The sequence below is a fragment of the Pseudomonas sp. DR48 genome (genome assembly GCF_019823085.1).
Taxonomy (GTDB): domain Bacteria; phylum Pseudomonadota; class Gammaproteobacteria; order Pseudomonadales; family Pseudomonadaceae; genus Aquipseudomonas.
The window spans coordinates 2292968-2312926 of the sequence record NZ_CP081946.1 but is presented as its reverse complement, the minus strand read 5'-3'; the positions used below and the strand labels follow the sequence as shown (position 1 = coordinate 2312926).

Below are 19959 nucleotides of genomic sequence, written 5' to 3'. Positions count from 1 at the left end.
TCCGGTGGAATTGGGGGCTAAAAAACCCGCGCAGTTTAACGCGAGTCGAGGCGCATTTCCTCCTATCAGACGTGATCCGCCCAATAGAGTTCATGCGCCCGGTTGAGCGTAGTTCGAAACGGGGGAGATGTGAGTGGAGGAATTGTGGCAGTTCCGGGTTTTTTCTTCGGCTGACAGTCAGTCTTCGCGGGCAAGCCCGCTCCCACATTTGATCGCGTATTGCTGATACAACGCGATCACCTGTGGGAGCGGGCTTGCCCGCGATCTGGTGCGTAGCACCAGCAATCCTCAGGGTTTGACAGGCGGTTTTCGCAGCAAGCTGAACGCCATCGCCGCCAGGAACAAAACGCCCAGCAACAACACCGCCCACAGCCCGAATTTCTTCCAGTTGGTGTCAGTCGTCGCTGCCGCTGTCGCCGTGGAAGTGCTGCTCACCACTGCCGCGCCTTCGACCGAAGCCTTGCCCAACGTGGCAAACTTCGCGGCGCTGTAATCAGGAACAAGCGTCGACAACGGCAGGTTCGCCGCCTTCACCGTGGCGCTGCCCAGCGCCAGCGTGTAAGGGCCGGCGCCACGGGCCAGGAACACCACCTGCGTCGAGCGCACGGCAAACTTCAACGTCGGCGCTTGTGCGCCAAAGCCACCGCCGCGTTCGTCCACGACCAGCTTCAGTTGCTGCACGGTTTGCCCCGACAGCTGCAATTCGTTCTGCACCACGTCCTGACCATTCTGGGTCAGGCGATAGAGCAACCCGCTGCTCAGGGACTGCCACGGCAGGCTGCTCTCGCGCCGTCCGGACAACGTCACCGGCGCCAGGCTGTTGGGCTGACTCAATTCGACCTGCACGCGCTCGACATTCAGCCCCATCGGCAATTGCCAGGTGTATTCACCGCTCTTCACGCTGCTGCCGGCCAACGGTTGCGACCAGACCAACGGCAGCGGCAGGCTGCGCGTGCTGGCGCTTTCCAGTTGCGCCGACGTCAGCGTCGGCGCCGATTGCGATGAATTCCACAGCAAGCGCAGATACCGCGCCGGTTGTCCCGGAAGCCCCACCTCATGTTGCTCGACCCGTTCGTCGGCAAACGTCAGGCGCGCTACCTGCCCTTCGCCCCACGACTGCCAATGCTGCAAGTCGTCGCTGGCCTCAATGCTGAAACGCTGGAAGCCATCGCGCTCGCTGGTCCAGTCAAGGACCAGCTGCTGCAAGGGCGCCTTGATGCCGCTGGCGTCGAGCAACCAGCCACGCAGCACTTCCTCGCCCGCCTCCAGCTCAGTGGAGGGCTGCACTTCGACCAACGTGCCGCTCGCAGTCGATTGCACGCGTATACCCGGCGCGCGCTCCGTGGCGTCCGCGGTGTTGTACAGCGGGAACCATTTCACGTCGGTCAGAACGCGGCTCTCGCGGGTTGACGCTATTTCGCGAGCCAAGGCGTAGGCCTGGGCCTCGCCGGCGGCGTTGAACACACGAACATCGCTGAGATCCGTTTGCCGTGCATTGAGCTGCACGGCCAAGGGCAATTCCAGGCGATACCACGGACCCTCGCCGCTCACCGACAACGGCACTTGCGTGGCGAAGTCCGCCGGTTTTTCCTGGGCGTTGGCCGACAGCGCCACACCCAGCGCAACAGCGCCCAACCAGCCCAGGTTCAGCTTCTGACTCAAGACGACACTCCTTCGGTTTGCGGGGCCGGTTTTTCAGCATCCGGTATAGCCTCGGCGCGCTTGGGCGGCAGCGGAGCGAAGTAGCCCACTACCAACAGCAATACGCCGACGCCGATAAACGACACGATCCGCGCCAGGCCGCCGCGGTTACTCAGTTCGACAAAGAACAGTTTGGCCACCACCACGCCGATCAGCGCGGCGCCGATCAGCCAGACTTCGCGGCGATGCCGCAGATGGCCGCCGATCATCAGGCTCAGCGCCATCAGGGTCCAGACGATCGACAAACCGGCCTGCACCAGCATCGATTCGAGCAAGGCATCCAGCTCAAACGGCACGCCGCCCCAATGGTGAGCGGTGCGCATCACCAGCGCGGTAAAGAAGGCGAACAACGAGACACCGGCGATCAGTTGCGTGGCCTGTTCGGCGTAGTCCTTGCGAATCGCCAGTTGCGCCACGGCACTGCGGGACCAGACATAAACGCCGAACAGCGCAAACAGCAGGCCCAGCTCCAACGGGTTGATCAGCGGCACATAGGGCAGCGGCTCGGCGGTGCCGTCACTGGCGATGTTCGCCAGCCAGAACCAGCCAAGCATCAGCAACGCCAGCGGTGCCGCAGCGTAGACACGATACTCGCGAGCGTACGTCGACACCGGCCATGGCCAATTGCGCGGCGCTGCCATCAGCACCAGATACAGGCTCGGCAGGATCGCCCAACCCAGCCAGCGCCAGGCGTTGTACTGCTCGGACAACAGCAGCAAACCGTAACGCAGCTCCAGCGCCAGCACGCCGATCAACAGCCAGGCGCCGAGCACATGGGCGGTGCTCAAGGCGCGGGCCGGCAGCATTGGCGCCAAGCGTCGCAGGGAGACGAAATGCACGGCAAACACAGCCGTCCACACCAGCCAGCCAAAGTCGGCGGCCGGGTGATAACGCGAATGCCACGCGGCGAGCAACACAAGCGCGGCGGCGGGTATCAGCAAAGTGCAGAGCAGGCCGAGGGACGGCCATTTCAGGCGCAATGCCAACGCCGCCCACAGCGCCACGCTCACGGCCGTGACCGCCAGCAACCACGTCGCTTGCAGATTCAACGGCGCAAAGCGCAGCACTTCGCTGATCCACGCCAGCGCCCACCAACCCGCGCCCCACACCAGCAACACTTCAGATAATCGCTGCAAACTCAGCGCATCGAACGCCGAGCCGTGATTGCCGAGCTGCAAGCGCCAGGCCCCGACCAACGCGGCCAGGCCCAACACCAATGGCGTCCAGAAACCGCTGTGCGCCAGCGGCCTCAGACCTTCGCTGGCCAGCGGGCCAAGCAGGTCCGGCCCGGCCAGCAGAAACGCGCCGCCGCCGATGACCTGCAACAACAGGCCGAAGATGAAACTCACCCGTTGCTTGAGGTACAGACTGAGCCAAATGATGAACAAACCGCTGGCCGCCCACACCGCACTCGCGGTTTGCCAAGGCAGCACGAACAGCACGGCCAGATTGATCAGCACCAGACCGGCCAGCAGCACCACCGACAAGCCACGCAACAGTCGAACGTCGCTGCGCACCATGTCGTCACGCGCGGCGAGCAACATGCCAGCGATCAGCGCCAGGCCAATCAGGGACGCGCTGAGTAACCCGCTCCAGCCCGCACTGAACACGGCGCCGGACTCACCGCCAGCGCCCTGCAATCGCAGCAGGAACAACGCACCGCCGAGCAACTGCACGGCGAATGCGCTGAACAGGAACGTGCGCGATTGCAGGCGCAGGCCGACAAACAAGGTCGCCAGGCCCGCCAATGCCCAACTGATCGCAGTGCCCTGGGTGAAGAAGAACAACGGCGCCAGCAAATAGAGGAACGTCAGACCAAGACACGCCAGGACCGGCAATCCTTTGCGCTCCCAGTCTGACGTATGCTCAGGCAAGGCTTTGCGCAATTGGTAGAAGCTGAACAGCAACGCCGCACCGAGCATCAATGCACCCAGCGGAGCGCCGTCGAGCAGGCTGCTTTCGCCCGTGCGCAGCTCACTGAGAAACGCCAGCGCGGAACCGAGTTGCAGCAGCAAGGCAAACGTCCGGGCCAGCGGTCGTTGCTGACGCAGACCGAGCCAGAAAATCCCCGCACCTTCTACAGCCCAAGCGGCTGACGTCCAGCGAGCGTCGAGCCCCAGCGGAATCGCCAGGCTGGCGAAGATCACGCCCAGCGCCAGACAGGTTTCCGCCAGCAGCAACGCCCGCCCGCCCATCAGCAGACGAGCGAGCCCCATGTAGATCATGCCTAACGCCAATGCGCTGAACGCCGTGGCAAATTCCAGATGCTGAACCAGCGCGAACTGCAGACCGAAGCCCACCAGCGGCGGGCCGAACAACATCGTTGCGTCGACGTAATCGCCTTTAGCCGCCGACCAGCGCAGCAACGCCTCGCGGCTGTCGTCTTCGGGCGCGTCGCTCATTTCCAGCAGCTTGCGCCGGGTGAACAGCAGGCCGATGGCCAGGTACATCAGGAAGAACAGGATCAGGAACGGCTCGGTGCTCCACAGCAGTTCCGGCGTGTAGGAGCGCAGTCCCCAGGCGAAGCCAATGCCGAAGGTGCCGACAAAGCCAATCAGGTTGAGCAGACGCCAGGCCTTGAACCAGGCGATGGCGAGGATGCCGGCATTGAGCAAGGCGAAATAGCTGAACAGCGCGACATGGTTGCCGGTGCCGGTCGACGTCAGGATCGGCGCGGCGAAACCGCCCAGTGCGGCGACACACGCCAGCGCCAGGGAATCCTGGGTGATTGCCAGAATCGCAGAGAACACGGTCACCGCCACCAACAGGCCCAGGGCTGCCGTTGGATCAAGCAGCGGATGCAACCGCATGGCGGCGAACACCGTCAGGTACAACACGGCAATCCCGGTGCCTTGCAGCATCAATGCGTAATTGTTATTGCGATGGCGCAGCCACCAGCCCAACCCGAGCAAGCCCAGCGCAGCCGCTGCCACCCCGGCGTAACGCAGTTCAATCGGCACCACCATGCCTTCAGTGGCATAACGCAGCAAGAAGGCCAGGCCGAGAAACAACAGCACCACGCCGACCCGCAGCACGGTGTTGCCGCCGAACAGCCAGTTACGGGCGCCGCTGATGGCTCGGTCAATGAAATTGGGGCCACGAGGAATGGCGGGTTGTTGCGGCTCGCGAGCGACGGGCTCGGGTTTCCAGACATCGACTGGCAGCGGGCGACTGGTTTCAGTGGCTGCGGCAGTGACCGGTTGGAGTTCGGGTGGGAGATCCCAGATCAGCTCCGGGGCCTCGACGGGGATCTCGTCGAGTGTGAATTCAGGTGTCGGGGCGGGTTCGCTGATCACCGGCTCGCTGGTCTCAGGCGCCTTGAGGCCAGACACTTCGAGCAATGCCAAACGTTGCTGCACGGCATTGAGCGCAACCTGTGCCTGCTCCAGAAGAACGCGCTGCTCGGCGGTTTGTGAACCCAAGCGAGCGATACGGATGGCCTGGCCAATACCCAACCCGAGCAGCGCGCCCAACAGCGCATCGCTGAACGACTCGTCGAGTATCCAGCCCAGCACCAGCCCAATCAGCATGAAAATCCATTGCATGGTCGATATCCCTAAGCGGCCCATTGCCTTGTGGCGCCTACGCTGACGCCATCGCGGGCAAGCCACGCTCCCACAGGTCATATGTCGATCTTGCGACCCATGAAGTCCTGTGGGAGCGTGGCTTGCCCGCGATTGAGCGCGCAGCGCTCACTGAAACTGCTGCTTAGTATATCGATCAGGCCCAACAACCGTCGGGCCTTGCTCGCAATTATTGCTAAAAGTTACTCCAGAGCTTTCCAAATCTCCGTGGCGTACTCGCGAATGGTCCGGTCGGACGAGAACCAGCCCATCCGGGAGGTGTTCAACACTGCCGAACGCCACCAGGCTTGCGAATCGTGCCAATGGGCTTCCACGCGCATCTGCGCGTCCCAATAGGAATCAAAATCGGCGCAGACCAGGAAGCGGTCGTAGTCGATCAGCGAATCGATCAAGCCTGTGTAACGGGCCGGATCATCCGGCGAGAACACCCCGCCACGAATCGCCTGCAGCACGTCATTCAAGCGGTGTGATGCGGCAATGTCCGGCGTCGCATTGAACTCATGGTTCTGCTTGCGCGCTTCAACCTGCTGGGCGCTGAGGCCGAAAATGAACATGTGCTCGGCGCCGATGAATTCGCACATTTCGACGTTGGCGCCATCGAGGGTGCCGATGGTCAGCGCGCCGTTGAGGCCGAATTTCATGTTGCTGGTGCCCGAAGCTTCGAAACCAGCGGTGGAAATCTGCTCCGACAAATCCGCCGCCGGGATGATGCTCTCCGCCAGGCTGACGTTGTAGTTGGGCAGGAACACCACTTTGAGCAAACCACGCACGGTCGGGTCGTTGTTCACCACCCGGGCAATGTCGTTGGTCAGTTTGATAATCAGCTTGGCCTGGTGATAACTGGCCGCTGCCTTGCCGGCGAAAATCTTCACCCGCGGCACCCAGTCGATTTCAGGCTCGGCGCGAATCGCCTGATACAACGCAACGGTGTGCATCAAGTTGAGCAACTGGCGCTTGTATTCGTGAATCCGTTTGACCTGCACGTCGAACATCGCCGCCGGATTGACCGCGATCCCCAGTCGTTCATGAATCAGATACGCCAATGCTTTTTTACTGTGCAGCCGCTGCTCGGCGAAGGCTTTGCGGAACGCAGCTTTCTCGGCGAACGGCTCCAGATCCTGCAGGCGTGCTTCAGGGTTGTCCAGCAGGTCCGGGCCGAGAGCGTCGACCATCATTGACGTCAGCTCGGGGTTAGCCTGATAGAGCCAGCGTCGGAAGGTGATGCCGTTGGTCTTGTTGTTGATCCGCTCTGGATAGAGTTTGTGCAGTTCCGAGAACACGGTTTTGCGCATCAACTGCGTGTGCAGCGCGGACACGCCGTTGACGCTGTGGGAACCGAGGAACGCCAGGTTGCCCATGCGCACGCGGCGGCCATTGTCTTCTTCGATCAGCGACACCGCGCGCAGCACGTCGAAGTCGTGAATGCCTTTGGCGCGCAGCGAGTCGATGTGCTGGGCGTTGATCTGGTAGATGATCTGCATGTGCCGCGGCAGCATGCGCTCCATCAAACCGACCGGCCAGGTTTCCAGCGCTTCGGGCAACAACGTGTGGTTGGTGTACGAGAGCGTGTCGACGGTGACTTGCCATGCCGCATCCCACGCGACGTCGTAGACGTCAACCAGTTGGCGCATCAGCTCGGCCACGGCAATCGAGGGGTGGGTGTCGTTGAGCTGGATCGCTGCGTGATCGCCCAGTGTCAGCACGGAGGTGTGCATGTTGCGGTGGCGGCGCAGCAAGTCCTGCAAGGACGCAGCGACGAAGAAGTATTCCTGGCGCAGACGCAGTTCCTGGCCGGCTTCGGTACTGTCGGCCGGGTAGAGGACGCGCGAGATACTTTCCGCCCGGGCAACTTCGGCTACCGCGCCCAAGTGGTCACCGGCGTTGAAGCGTTCCAGGTGCAAATCTTCCACCGCCCGGGCACGCCACAGGCGCAGCGTGTTGACGCTCGCCCCACGCCAGCCGACCACCGGCGTGTCGTAAGCAATGGCGCGAACGGTTTCCACCGGGGTCCAGACCTGTTTGGTCTTGCCGGCTTCGTCGGTGACGGTTTCGACACTGCCGCCAAAACCGATCGGGTAAACCACCTCTGGTCGTTCAAATTCCCAAGGGTTGCCGAAATCCAGCCAGTGTTCGGTTTGTTCCTGCTGCCAGCCATCGACGATGGCCTGGCGGAACAAACCGTGTTCATAACGAATGCCATAGCCGTGGCCGGCAATGCCCAGGGTCGACATGCTTTCCATAAAGCACGCTGCCAGGCGACCGAGACCGCCGTTGCCCAGGGCCGCGTCGGGCTCCAGCAGGCGAATGCGTTCGAGGTCGACGCCCAGTTCGGTCAGGGCCTCACGGGCGACGTCCAGCAGGCCAAGGTTGCTCAGGCTGTCGTAGAGCAGCCGGCCGATGAGAAATTCCAGGGAGAGGTAGTAAACCCGTTTCTGACCTTTGCGGTAGATCTGCCGGGTGTGATCCATCCAGTGCTCGACCATGTGATCGCGCGCTGCCAATGCAATCGCTTCGAACCAGTCGTGGTCAAACGCGTGATCCGGGTCTTTACCCACCGCGTAGGTGAGTTTGGTCAAGACGGCGTCGCGGAATGCGGCCACCTCTGCTTCGCGAACAAGTGGTTCTTGAGTCATCGATAGGACCTCGAGCGAGCGTGAAGTTGTTGAGCCTAGACGGTCTGACCGGCCGCGGGGGCTCTGGTTCGGCAGTTTTTCCTGATAGTGCGAGATAGGCCGACATTACATTGTCATGTGCCTTAATCAATGCAGGGGCCGTGCCGGATTAACGGCGATATCGGACGGTTGTCGAAAAAAACTGGCGAAAGGTTGTTCAAAAATCCACCAGTCCCGGTATGATCGCGCGCCCTGATGCACACGCTGGTAACAACCGATGATGAAGTCCAACCTGATCGCCGCCGCCGAGATCGATCGCCTCGACACCTGGGCCAAGTATTCTGCGCCAATGTGCGGTTCCTGTGTGTCCAGCTGCTGCACACTGCCGGTCGAGGTCAAGATCAAGGATCTAATCCGTATCGGCATCGTCGACGAGTTCGAGCGCGGCGAACCGGCGAAGAACATCGCCAAGCGCCTGCAGAAGGAAGGGATCGTCGAGCGCTACAACCAGAAGTCCGAAATCTTCACGCTCCAGCGCATGAGCAACAACGATTGCCTGTACCTGGATCGTAAGAGCCGTCTGTGCACTATTTATGAAAAGCGCCCGGATACTTGCCGCAATCACCCCAAGATCGGCCCGCGTCCGGGTTACTGCGCTTACAAGCCCAAGGAAGTGGCGCGTGAGAGCAGCGAGAGCCGTCGCACGCTCGAAAAGTTCTGATCCAGGATCTCGCTGCCTGACCGGGCCTCATCGCGGGCAAGCCCGCTCCCACAGGGTTCGGCGCTGAACACAACTTATGTGAACACCCAAAATCACTGTGGGAGCGGGCTTGCCCGCGATAGGGCCAGCACAAACACTGCACAAACCCCAGACAAACAAAAACGCCCCCGACCTTGCGGTCGGGGGCGTTTTTTTTGCAGCTAACTAAATGACTTAGTTACCAGCTTTTTTCGCAGCGCGGGTACGCTCGCTTTCGCCCAGGATCTTCTTGCGAAGACGGATGGACTTAGGAGTGACTTCGCACAATTCGTCTTCTTGCACGAATTCCAGAGCCTGCTCCAGGGTGAAGCGGATAGGCGGAACCAGAGCGATGGTTTCGTCTTTACCCGAAGCACGCATGTTGTCGAGCTTCTTGCCTTTGGTTGGGTTGACGCCCAGGTCGTTGTCGCGGCTGTTGATGCCGACGATTTGACCTTCGTACACGTCTTCACCGTGACCCAGGAACAGTTTGCCGCGAGCTTGCAGGGTTTCCAGCGAGTAAGTCAGAGCCTTACCGGTAGCAACCGAAACCAGCACGCCGTTCTGACGGCCGGACATGTCGCCGGACTTCATCACGTCGTAACGGTCGAAGATCGAGGTCAGGATGCCTGCACCGGAGGTCAGGGTCAGGAACTCGTTACGGAAACCGATCAAGCCACGAGCCGGGATGTTGTACTCAAGGCGCACACGGCCCTTGCCATCCGGAACCATGTTGGTCAGGTCGCCTTTACGGATACCGATCTGTTCCATGATCGAACCTTGCGATTCTTCCGGCAGGTCGATGGTCACGTTTTCGTACGGTTCGTGCTTGACGCCGTCAACCATGCGGATGATCACTTCCGGACGACCAACACCCATTTCGAAGCCTTCGCGACGCATGGTTTCGATCAGTACCGAGAGGTGCAGCTCACCACGGCCGGAGACTTTGAACTTGTCGGCGGTGTCGCCTTCTTCAACGCGCAGGGCAACGTTGTAGAGCAGTTCCTTGTCCAGACGTTCCTTGATGTTACGGCTGGTGACGAACTTGCCTTCTTTACCGCAGAAAGGCGAGTCGTTTACCTGGAAGGTCATGGAAACGGTTGGTTCGTCAACGGTCAGCGGCTTCATCGCTTCGACGTTCAGTGGGTCGCACAGAGTGTCGGAGATGAACAGCTGGTCGAAGCCGCTGATGCAGACGATGTCGCCGGCAGCAGCTTCTTCAACGTCGATACGGTGCAGACCGTGGTGACCCATCAGCTTCAGGATACGGCCGTTGCGCTTCTTGCCGTCGGCGTCGATAGCGACAACCGGAGTGTTCGGCTTGATGCGACCACGAGCGATACGGCCAACGCCGATAACACCCAGGAAGCTGTTGTAGTCCAGAGCGGAGATCTGCATCTGGAACGGACCGTCACGGTCGACTTTCGGCGCAGGTACGTTGTCGACGATCGACTGGTACAGCGGGGTCATGTCTTCAGCCATGTCGGTGTGTTCCAGACCGGCAATGCCGTTCAGGGCCGAGGCGTAGACGACTTTGAAGTCCAGCTGTTCTTCGGTGGCACCGAGGTTGTCGAACAGGTCGAAGATCTGGTCCAGAACCCAGTCCGGACGCGCGCCTGGACGGTCGACCTTGTTGATGACCACGATTGGACGCAGGCCGGCTTCGAAAGCCTTCTTGGTCACGAAACGGGTTTGCGGCATAGGGCCGTCTTGAGCGTCAACCAGCAGCAGAACGGAGTCGACCATCGACATTACGCGTTCAACTTCGCCGCCGAAGTCGGCGTGGCCCGGGGTGTCCACGATGTTGATGTGGTAGCCGTTCCAGTTGATGGCGGTGTTTTTCGCCAGAATGGTAATACCGCGCTCTTTCTCCTGGTCGTTGGAGTCCATCACGCGCTCGTCGTTGAGCTCGTTGCGCTCCAGGGTGCCGGATTGACGCAAGAGTTTGTCTACCAGGGTGGTTTTACCATGGTCAACGTGAGCAATGATGGCGATGTTGCGTAGATTTTCGATCACTTGTGTATCTCGATCAGAGGATTCGGTGTGCTGACAAGTCTTGGCAGCGATTTACAGTAGAGTCAGGCCTTGCCGTTACAGCTTGACGGCAGAGTCGGGGGGCCGGTGACGCAGGCCACAGGCATACAGCCCCGGGCTCTTAGCTCGGTCGATAAACGCGCACATTGGCATGCCCCTCACTGAGCAAATGGTGGGCATGCAGGCGACTCATCACGCCTTTGTCGCAATACAGCAGGTACTGGCGAGTAGGGTCCAGTTCCTTGAAACGAGCGTTCAATGCATAAAACGGCATCGTTTGTACCTCAATGCCGGCGAGCTCCAGCGGGTCGTCTTCAGCGGCATCCGGATGACGGATGTCGATGATGATTTGCCCCGCCAGCGCTTCGCTGACTTCTTCGATCTGCAAGTCCTGGCCCAATTCGTCGATCACGCGATCGATCGGCACCAGTTTGGCGTTCTCGAGCGCACGCTCAAGGACTGCCATGTCGAACTGTTGTTCTTCGTACTCCACGCGCGGTCGCTTGGCGTGGGTTTTCGGGTTCACCGAAATGACCCCGCAGTATTCCGGCATGTGCTTGGCGAAGTCGGCGGTACCGATTTCGTTGGCCAGATCGATGATGTCCTGCTTGTGACTGGCGATCAGCGGACGCAAGACCAGCTTGTCGGTCACGCAGTCGATCACGGACAGGTTCGGCAACGTCTGGCTCGACACCTGGGAAATCGCTTCGCCGGTGACCAGCGCTTCGATGTCCAGCCGATCTGCAATACGGGAAGCAGCGCGCAACATCATACGCTTCAAAACTACACCCATATGACTGTTATCGACTTTACCGAGAATTTCTCCCAGTACTTCCTCGAATGGCACACTCACAAATAACACGCGTTGGGAGCTGCCGTACTTCTTCCAGATGAAGTGCGCGACTTCCATGACGCCCAGTTCATGGGCACGTCCGCCCAGATTAAAGAAGCAGAAATGGCTCATCAGCCCGCGACGCATGATCTGGTACGCAGCAACGGTGGAATCGAAGCCGCCGGACATCAGTACAAGCGTCTGTTCCAGGGCTCCCAGCGGATAACCGCCGATGCTGTTGTGCTGGCTGTGGATCACGAACAACCGTTTGTCGCGAATTTCGATACGAACTTCGATTTGCGGCTCTTTGAGCGAGATTCCGGCGGCGCCGCACTGTCGACGCAGTTGGCTGCCGACATATTTCTCGACATCCATCGAGCTGAATTCATGCTTGCCGGCCCGCTTGCAGCGCACCGAAAAGATCTTCCCGGCCAGCGCATCACCGAAGTGTTGCTTGCACTTGGCGACGATGTCATCGAAGTCGCCCAGCGGGTATTCATCGACCTGCAGGAAATGCGCGATGCCGGGCATGCAGCTCAGGCGTTCGGTCATCTCCTTCAAGGCCTTGGGCTCGCTGACGCGGGTTTCCAGCTCGAGATTGTCCCACACACCGTTCACCACCACAGCCGGGTCCAGGTCGCGGAGCACGGTACGGATATTTTTGGCCAACTGGCGGATGAAACGCATCCGTACCGGGCGGCTCTTGATGGTGATCTCGGGAAAGACTTTTACGATTAATTTCATGAAAACAGCGCGCGCAGGCCCAGCCGAAAAAGGGGGGCGCGGATTATAGCGGAAATTGCTCAAGGTTTAACCAGTTAATGTGCAGAAGGTTTCGCGCGCACCAAAACGGGTCATTTGCCGATTTAAACGCTACATTACAGGGCGTGATTTTCAGCTTTGCGCCGCTTTGCACCTTTATAAGCGTGAAATTGGGGCAAAAAACCCATGGTGGGGCACTGGCATGCAATTTGCTCCCTTGTGAGGCAGGTTGCCTTGGCAGAGTATTCGCGCCGGCATCACCCACATTCTAAGGGCATCCACTACTAAGCCCGAAGCCACCCGGAGGACACTATGTCGAAGTCGGTTCAACTCATCAAAGATCATGACGTCAAGTGGATTGATCTGCGCTTCACGGACACCAAAGGCACTCAGCACCACGTGACCATGCCGGCTCGCGACGCGCTGGATGAAGCTTTCTTCGAAGAAGGCAAAATGTTCGACGGTTCCTCCATCGCTGGCTGGAAAGGCATCGAAGCTTCCGACATGATCCTGATGCCGGACGACAGCACCGCTGTCCTCGACCCGTTCACCGAAGAGCCAACCCTGATCCTGGTTTGCGACGTGATCGAGCCTTCGACCATGCAAGGCTACGACCGTGACCCACGTGCGATCGCCAAGCGTGCCGAGGAATACCTGAAGTCGACCGGTATCGGCGACACCGTATTTGTTGGCCCGGAGCCAGAATTCTTCATCTTCGACGAAGTGAAGTTCAAGTCCGACATCTCCGGTTCCATGTTCAAGATCTACTCCGAACAAGGTTCCTGGATGTCCGACCAGGACGTGGAAGGCGGCAACAAAGGCCACCGTCCAGGCGTCAAAGGCGGCTACTTCCCGGTTCCACCGTTCGACCACGACCACGAAATCCGTACCTCCATGTGCAACGCCATGGAAGAAATGGGCCTGGTCATCGAAGTTCACCACCACGAAGTGGCGACTGCCGGCCAGAACGAAATCGGTGTGAAGTTCAACACCCTGGTTGCCAAGGCTGACGAAGTTCAGACCCTGAAATACTGCGTACACAACGTTGCTGATGCATACGGCCGCACCGCGACCTTCATGCCTAAGCCGCTGTACGGCGACAACGGTTCGGGTATGCACGTCCACCTGTCCATCGCCAAAGATGGCAAGAACACCTTCGCTGGCGAAGGTTATGCCGGCCTGTCCGACACCGCCCTGTACTTCATTGGCGGCATCATCAAGCACGGTAAGGCCCTGAACGGCTTCACCAACCCGTCGACCAACTCCTACAAGCGTCTGGTCCCAGGTTTCGAAGCTCCAGTAATGCTGGCCTACTCGGCTCGCAACCGTTCCGCTTCGATCCGTATTCCTTACGTGTCCAGCCCTCGCGCTCGCCGTATCGAAGCACGTTTCCCGGATCCAGCAGCCAACCCGTACCTGGGCTTTGCTGCACTGTTGATGGCTGGCCTGGACGGCATCCAGAACAAGATCCACCCTGGCGACGCAGCTGACAAAAACCTGTACGACCTGCCGCCTGAAGAGGCGAAAGAGATCCCACAAGTTTGCGGCAGCCTGAAAGAAGCCCTGGAAGAGCTGGACAAAGGTCGTGCGTTCCTGACCAAAGGCGGCGTTTTCAGCGACGACTTCATCGACGCTTACATCGCTCTGAAAAGCGAAGAAGAAATCAAGGTTCGTACCTTCGTACACCCACTGGAATACGAGCTGTACTACAGCTGCTGATCCGGTAGCGCTGCAACACGCGGCGTGAAAAAGAGAGGCCTCCTTCGGGAGGCCTTTTTTTTGGGGCAATTTCCGACAACGGCTTTCCCCATCTCCCCGGGCATTTACAGCATCGTCCGGCATAAACCTCTTTGAGTTGCTCGTAGCCTTGGGGCTGCTTTCACTCAAAGGATTGGACAATGAACCACCATTCTCTCAAGGCATTACTTCTCGCTCTCGTGCCCCTGGCTCTGCAGGCGTGTACCACTCCCTCCGCACCGACAGGAATAGAACGCAGCCTGCTACTTCAAAGCAGCGCGTCCTGGGACGGCACGCGTTACGCTCACTATCCCGACACCGCACCAGAACTGTCCCTGCTCAAACTCAAGATACCGGCCAACACCGAAATTCAATGGCACACTCACCCCATCCCCAACGCGGCGTACATTCTTGCCGGCGAGCTGACCATTGAAAGCAGGGACAGCGGTCAGACCCGACGCTATAAGCGAGGCGAGGCATTGGCCGAAATGGTCAACATTACCCATCGTGGGAAAACCGGTGACGAGCCGGTCGAACTTATTGTGTTCTATGCTGGCAGCCAGGGTATTCCACTATCGGAGTAATCCTCGCTGCTCACAGGGAGTCTGAATGCGGCCATTTTTAATGTTTATGCTGCTGTCTTTGGCTTTTCCCGTGATGGCCCGGATTTACAAATACACCGATGCCGACGGCAACACCGCCTATAGCAATCAGCCGCCTGATGGCGTCGCGGCGCAGGCGGTCGAGCTGCCACCGCTTAACAGTGTCGAGCCCCAGCCGCCTTCTGCGCCGCCCGGCGAACCCATGAGCCGCGAACAGCCCCATAGCGCTTATGAGGTGCTGGAGCTGACCAACCTGCCTACCACCGAAGCGTTGCGCGCCAACAACGGCACTTTTACCGTCAACGTGCTGATCAAACCCCGCTTGCAAGGCCCCCATTTACTGAGGCTGTTACTGGACAATCAGCCTTACGGCCAAGCGAGCAACGTGCCGATCCTGCAACTGGTCAATATTGATCGCGGCACACACAGCCTCGCAGTGCAGGTCATCGACGGAGAAAACATCGTGCAGCAAAGTTCCAACGTGACCTTCACCGTGCAACGGGTGCACAAGCCGTGAGGCTATGGCTTCTGCTCGCCTGCTTGTGTGCCCTGCCAGCGGCGGCCGAGGTTTTCACCTACATCGACGCCCAAGGCAATCGTGTCTACACCGACCAGCCAGGCTCCGGCAGCGCCAAACGCGTTCCGCTGGCAACAAGCAACCGCATGTCCGCCAAACCCGGCGGCGCAGCACCGGTGATCGCTGGCAAGAAGATGGAAACAACGCCGCTGTTCCACTACGACATGCTCAGAATACTGGTGCCAGAGCCCGACACCACGATTCGCAACAACGCCGGCGAGCTGATCGTCAGCGTCACCAGCGAACCCGGTCTGCAACACGGGCATCGCTACCGTTTGCTGCTCGATGGTCAACCCACCGCCGAACCAGGGCCGAGCCCGGTTTTCGCCCTGAATAAAATCGACCGTGGCAGCCACAATCTCTCCGTGGAAATCCTCGACGAGGACGGTCGCACTGTCGAACGCACCGCCAACCAGCCCTTCCACATGCTGCGTATCTCCCTGGCGCAAAAACGCCAAGTCAAACCTTGCGTCCTCGCCGACTACGGCCAACGACCGGAATGTCCGCTCAAGGACAAACCTGAAGAAGAAAAAAATCCCTTCTTGCGTTTCTTCTAACCTCGTTCAGGTTTGCGCACTATATTGGTGCAATAGATTGCACCGTACTCACATCACATCCCATTTTGGTTCGAAACTACCCGCAAAAGCTGGCAGAACGCCACGCAAACGAGCGTCAAGCGCCCGTTTCAGGCCTTAAACGCTTCTTTTCGGAGCCTTGGTTTGGTTTTTGCATTTTCCTCGTATCGGCGCGTTATTCATGCGCATGCCCTGCTCCAAAAGAGGTCCTGATGACCATTAGCGACGCACTGCATCGACTGCTACTCGACAACCTGACCACCGCCACCATCCTGCTCGACGCCGACCTGCGCCTCGAGTACATGAACCCGGCGGCGGAGATGCTCCTGGCCATCAGCGGCCAGCGTAGCCATGGGCAGTTCATCAGCGAGTTGTTCACCGAATCCACCGAAGCGCTGAATTCCTTGCGCCAGGCGGTGGAGCAGGCGCACCCCTTCACCAAGCGCGAAGCGATGCTCACCGCCCTCACCGGCCAGACACTGACGGTCGACTATGCGGTGACGCCAATCCTCGCCAACGGCGACACCATGCTGCTGCTCGAAGTCCATCCCCGTGACCGCTTGCTGCGGATCACCAAGGAAGAGGCGCAGCTGTCCAAGCAGGAAACCAGCAAGATGCTGGTGCGCGGCCTCGCCCACGAAATCAAGAATCCACTGGGCGGCATTCGCGGGGCAGCGCAACTGCTCGCCCGTGAGCTGCCCGAAGAAAGCCTGCGCGATTACACCAACGTGATCATTGAAGAGGCCGACCGCCTGCGTAATCTCGTTGACCGCATGCTCGGCTCCAACAAGCTGCCGTCGCTGGCCATGTGCAACATCCACGAAGTGCTGGAGCGCGTCTCTCATCTGGTGGAAGCCGAAAGCCAGGGCTGCATCACGCTGGTGCGCGACTACGACCCAAGCATTCCCGACGTATTGATCGATCGCGAACAAATGATCCAGGCGGTCCTGAACATCGTGCGCAACGCGATGCAAGCCATCAGCAGCCAGAACGAGCTGCGTCTGGGCCGCATCAGCTTGCGCACCCGCGCCATGCGCCAGTTCACCATCGGCCACGTGCGCCATCGCCTGGTGACCAAGATCGAAATCATCGACAACGGCCCCGGCATTCCCGCGGACCTGCAAGAAACCATTTTCTTCCCCATGGTCAGCGGCCGCCCGGACGGTACCGGGCTGGGCCTGGCCATTACCCAGAACATCATCAGCCAGCACCAGGGCTTGATCGAGTGTGACAGCCACCCAGGCCACACCACCTTCTCGATCTTTCTGCCACTGGAACAAGGAGCCACATCGACATGAGCCGTAGTGAAACCGTGTGGATCGTCGATGACGACCGTTCTATCCGTTGGGTCCTGGAAAAAGCCTTGCAACAAGAAGGCATGACCACGCAAAGCTTCGACAGCGCCGATGGCGTGATGAGCCGCCTGGCGCGCCAGCAGCCGGACGTGATCATTTCCGACATCCGCATGCCGGGCGCCAGCGGTCTGGACCTTCTGGCACGGATTCGCGAGCAACACCCACGGTTGCCAGTGATCATCATGACCGCGCACTCCGACCTGGACAGCGCTGTCGCGTCCTATCAGGGCGGCGCGTTTGAATACCTGCCAAAGCCATTCGACGTTGACGAAGCAGTCTCCCTGGTCAAGCGCGCCAACCAGCACGCCCAGGAACAGCAAGGCCTGGAAGTCCCGGTCGCCCTGACCCGCACCCCGGAAATCATCGGTGAAGCTCCGGCAATGCAGGAAGTGTTTCGTGCCATCGGGCGCTTGAGCCACTCCAACATCACCGTGCTGATCAACGGCGAGTCCGGGACCGGTAAAGAGCTGGTGGCCCACGCCCTGCACCGCCACAGCCCACGCGCGGCATCGCCTTTTATTGCGCTGAACATGGCGGCGATCCCCAAGGACCTGATGGAGTCCGAGTTGTTCGGCCATGAAAAAGGCGCATTCACCGGTGCAGCGAACCTGCGTCGCGGTCGCTTTGAGCAGGCGGACGGCGGCACCCTGTTCCTCGATGAAATCGGCGACATGCCGGCCGACACCCAGACTCGTTTGCTGCGCGTACTGGCCGATGGCGAGTTCTACCGCGTCGGGGGTCATGTACCGGTGAAGGTCGATGTACGAATCATCGCCGCAACCCACCAGAATCTGGAAACCCTGGTGCACGCCGGGAAATTCCGTGAGGACTTGTTCCACCGCCTCAACGTGATCCGTATTCATATTCCAAGGCTGTCGGACCGTCGCGAAGACATCCCGACCCTCGCCAAGCACTTCCTCAGCCGCGCCGCGCAAGAACTGGCGGTGGAGCCGAAACTGCTCAAAAGCGAAACCGAGGAATACCTGAAGAACCTGCCGTGGGGCGGCAACGTTCGACAGCTGGAAAACACCTGCCGCTGGATCACGGTGATGGCATCGGGTCGCGAAGTGCACATCAGCGATCTGCCACCAGAGCTGTTGAACCTGCCGCAGGATTCGGCGCCAGTGACCAACTGGGAGCAAGCGCTGCGCCAGTGGGCTGACCAGGCGTTGGCTCGCGGTCAATCGAGTCTACTCGACAGCGCCGTGCCGGCGTTCGAGCGAATCATGATCGAAACCGCCCTCAAACACACCGCCGGCCGCCGCCGCGATGCCGCCGTCCTGCTGGGCTGGGGACGCAATACCCTGACGCGCAAGATCAAGGAACTGGGCATGAAGGTCGATGGCGCGGATGAGGATGAGGGAGAAGAGGGTTAACTTTTACCGATCGTTCCCATGCTCTGCGTGGGAATGCAGCCCGGGACGCTCCGCGTCCCTGCCGAAGCGGACGCAGAGCGTCCATTGAGGCATTCCCACGCGGGAGCGTGGGAACGATCAACAGCCTTCCGTGCACCGCCTGAATGCACCGTGAACCGCAATCGAGCACGGCAACCGCCCCTGAATCCCGCCAGCTTTCGCAATCAAACCCGTATGAAATAAACACGAAAGCCCCGTAATACGGGGCTTTCAGCGTTTCAGTGCGGCTTTCTGTTTCAACTTGTTAAAACCTGGCACGCCCCCTGCAATAGTCCATTCAGTGATTCAGTTCACTACCCGGTTTCGGGGACCTTGGTACAGGCAGGCCGGGGATTCCCCTCTTTACATCGGGCTCACACCGCACTTGCGACGAGCCCAAACAGTTTTGGGGCCCTTGATACAGGCAGGTCAGGGGTTCCTTCTTTACACCGGGCTTGCGACGCAATGCGCAAGCCCCGCCGTTTTGGGAACCTTGGTACAGGCAGGCCGGGGATTCCCTCTTTTATTGCTCTCGGAGATGGATCTCCAGCCGCCAGCGGCCATCGACCTCGCTACCGGCCCACTCACCCTGCAGTGGCCGGGCCGCCACCACCGTCAGCAACAACCCTCCATCACTCAAACGCGTACGCCAGTTCACGACCTTGTCGTTGATTTTGAGCTGACCTTTCTGCGCCTTGCCTTCAGCCTCGAACAGCAGCCCGAGGCTGCCATCCACAAACTCACCGTGGGACTTGGGTTCGTTGTTGAACCACACCACCAGCCCATCGCCCGTGACCTCGACCTGTTGCAGTTCGCTGGGGTCGGGCGTCGTCAGACGGCCGATCATCAAACCCACCATCAGTCCGACAATCGCCAGTGAAGCCATCACGCGCGGTAATAGTTTCGAACGTGTATCGGCTGGCGGCGTAGAATGCCGCTCATCTTTACCTTCGGAGCCGTGCATGTTTCACGTCATCCTTTTCCAACCAGAAATTCCGCCGAATACCGGCAACGTTATCAGGCTGTGCGCCAACAGTGGCTGCCACCTGCATTTGATCGAACCGCTGGGCTTCGAGATGGACGACAAGCGTCTGCGCCGGGCCGGCCTCGATTACCACGAGTATGCCACCTTGCAACGCCATGCCGACCTTGCCAGTTGCCTGGAGAGCCTTGGCCATCCTCGCGTGTTCGCGTTCACCACCAAAGGCTCGCGTCCGTTCCACGATGCCAGTTTTGCCGAGGGTGACGCCTTCCTGTTCGGCCCGGAAAGCCGTGGCTTGCCAGCCGAGGTACTCGATGCCCTGCCCGGCGAACAACGCCTGCGCCTGCCGATGCGCGAAGGCTGCCGCAGCCTGAACCTGTCGAACACCGTGGCGGTTGCCGTGTACGAAGGCTGGCGCCAGCTCGGGTTCAAATAACACCGCATAACAAATGTGGGAGCGGGCTTGCTCGCGA

The 19959-nt window shown here is 59.9% G+C and carries 14 protein-coding genes; 8 read left to right on the top strand and 6 right to left on the bottom strand.

The genetic code is table 11. The features are described from left to right. Window positions 1-288: 288 nt before the first annotated feature. The 3 genes from K5K95_RS10585 to K5K95_RS10575 form a co-directional block, all read right to left on the bottom strand. Complete coding sequence (locus K5K95_RS10585) at window positions 289-1662, bottom strand: DUF3999 domain-containing protein (RefSeq protein ID WP_222589397.1); 1374 nt, start codon at window positions 1660-1662, stop codon at window positions 289-291. After that, window positions 1659-5246, bottom strand: coding sequence for a DUF2339 domain-containing protein (locus K5K95_RS10580; protein ID WP_222589396.1), 3588 nt, complete (start codon window positions 5244-5246; stop codon window positions 1659-1661). Before K5K95_RS10580 ends, K5K95_RS10585 begins: the two co-directional genes overlap by 4 nt. A 221-nt stretch (window positions 5247-5467) precedes the next feature. Next, window positions 5468-7918, bottom strand: coding sequence for a glycogen/starch/alpha-glucan phosphorylase (locus K5K95_RS10575; protein ID WP_222589395.1), 2451 nt, complete (start codon window positions 7916-7918; stop codon window positions 5468-5470). A gap of 259 nt (window positions 7919-8177) precedes the next feature. Between K5K95_RS10575 and K5K95_RS10570 the strand changes: the two genes are divergently transcribed. Beyond that, complete coding sequence (locus tag K5K95_RS10570) at window positions 8178-8618, top strand: YkgJ family cysteine cluster protein (RefSeq protein WP_090188351.1); 441 nt, start codon at window positions 8178-8180, stop codon at window positions 8616-8618. Between the two features lie 213 nt (window positions 8619-8831). On the opposite strand, the gene typA is transcribed toward K5K95_RS10570, so the two are convergent. Together typA and thiI are read right to left on the bottom strand one after the other, a co-directional pair. After that, on the bottom strand, window positions 8832-10652 hold the full coding sequence (typA, locus tag K5K95_RS10565) for a translational GTPase TypA (protein WP_007907857.1): 1821 nt from the start codon (window positions 10650-10652) through the stop codon (window positions 8832-8834). A gap of 139 nt (window positions 10653-10791) precedes the next feature. Further along, window positions 10792-12246, bottom strand: coding sequence for a tRNA uracil 4-sulfurtransferase ThiI (gene thiI / locus K5K95_RS10560; protein WP_222589394.1), 1455 nt, complete (start codon window positions 12244-12246; stop codon window positions 10792-10794). 330 nt (window positions 12247-12576) lie between these two features. Here thiI and glnA point away from each other — a divergent pair, with 330 nt between their 5' ends. The 6 genes from glnA (at window position 12577) to ntrC (ending at window position 18486) form a co-directional block, all read left to right on the top strand. Continuing rightward, window positions 12577-13983 carry a glutamate--ammonia ligase gene (gene glnA, locus K5K95_RS10555; protein WP_010464555.1) on the top strand — a complete coding sequence of 469 codons (1407 nt, stop codon included), beginning with the start codon at window positions 12577-12579 and terminating at the stop codon, window positions 13981-13983. 179 nt (window positions 13984-14162) lie between these two features. Further along, window positions 14163-14585, top strand: a complete 423-nt coding sequence (locus K5K95_RS10550) for a cupin domain-containing protein (RefSeq protein WP_222589393.1) — start codon at window positions 14163-14165, stop codon at window positions 14583-14585. Window positions 14586-14610: 25 nt separating this feature from the next. Then, window positions 14611-15120 (top strand): DUF4124 domain-containing protein, encoded by a 510-nt coding sequence (locus tag K5K95_RS10545; protein WP_222589392.1) that lies wholly within the window; start codon window positions 14611-14613, stop codon window positions 15118-15120. Beyond that, entirely contained in the window at window positions 15117-15737 is a 621-nt protein-coding gene (locus K5K95_RS10540) for a DUF4124 domain-containing protein (RefSeq protein ID WP_261398144.1), read from the top strand. The genes K5K95_RS10545 and K5K95_RS10540 overlap by 4 nt, the downstream gene beginning before the upstream one ends. Before the next feature lie 230 nt (window positions 15738-15967). Further along, complete coding sequence (gene glnL, locus K5K95_RS10535) at window positions 15968-17053, top strand: nitrogen regulation protein NR(II) (RefSeq protein ID WP_222589391.1); 1086 nt, start codon at window positions 15968-15970, stop codon at window positions 17051-17053. Beyond that, window positions 17050-18486 (top strand): nitrogen regulation protein NR(I), encoded by a 1437-nt coding sequence (ntrC, locus tag K5K95_RS10530; protein ID WP_208670482.1) that lies wholly within the window; start codon window positions 17050-17052, stop codon window positions 18484-18486. The genes glnL and ntrC overlap by 4 nt, the downstream gene beginning before the upstream one ends. Window positions 18487-19027: 541 nt before the next feature. Here the strand turns inward: ntrC and K5K95_RS10525 are convergent. Beyond that, entirely contained in the window at window positions 19028-19468 is a 441-nt protein-coding gene (locus K5K95_RS10525) for a hypothetical protein (protein ID WP_222589390.1), read from the bottom strand. Here K5K95_RS10525 and K5K95_RS10520 point away from each other — a divergent pair. Further along, window positions 19467-19922, top strand: coding sequence for a tRNA (cytidine(34)-2'-O)-methyltransferase (locus K5K95_RS10520; RefSeq protein WP_008024914.1), 456 nt, complete (start codon window positions 19467-19469; stop codon window positions 19920-19922). The genes K5K95_RS10525 and K5K95_RS10520 overlap by 2 nt on opposite strands. Window positions 19923-19959: the final 37 nt, after the last annotated feature.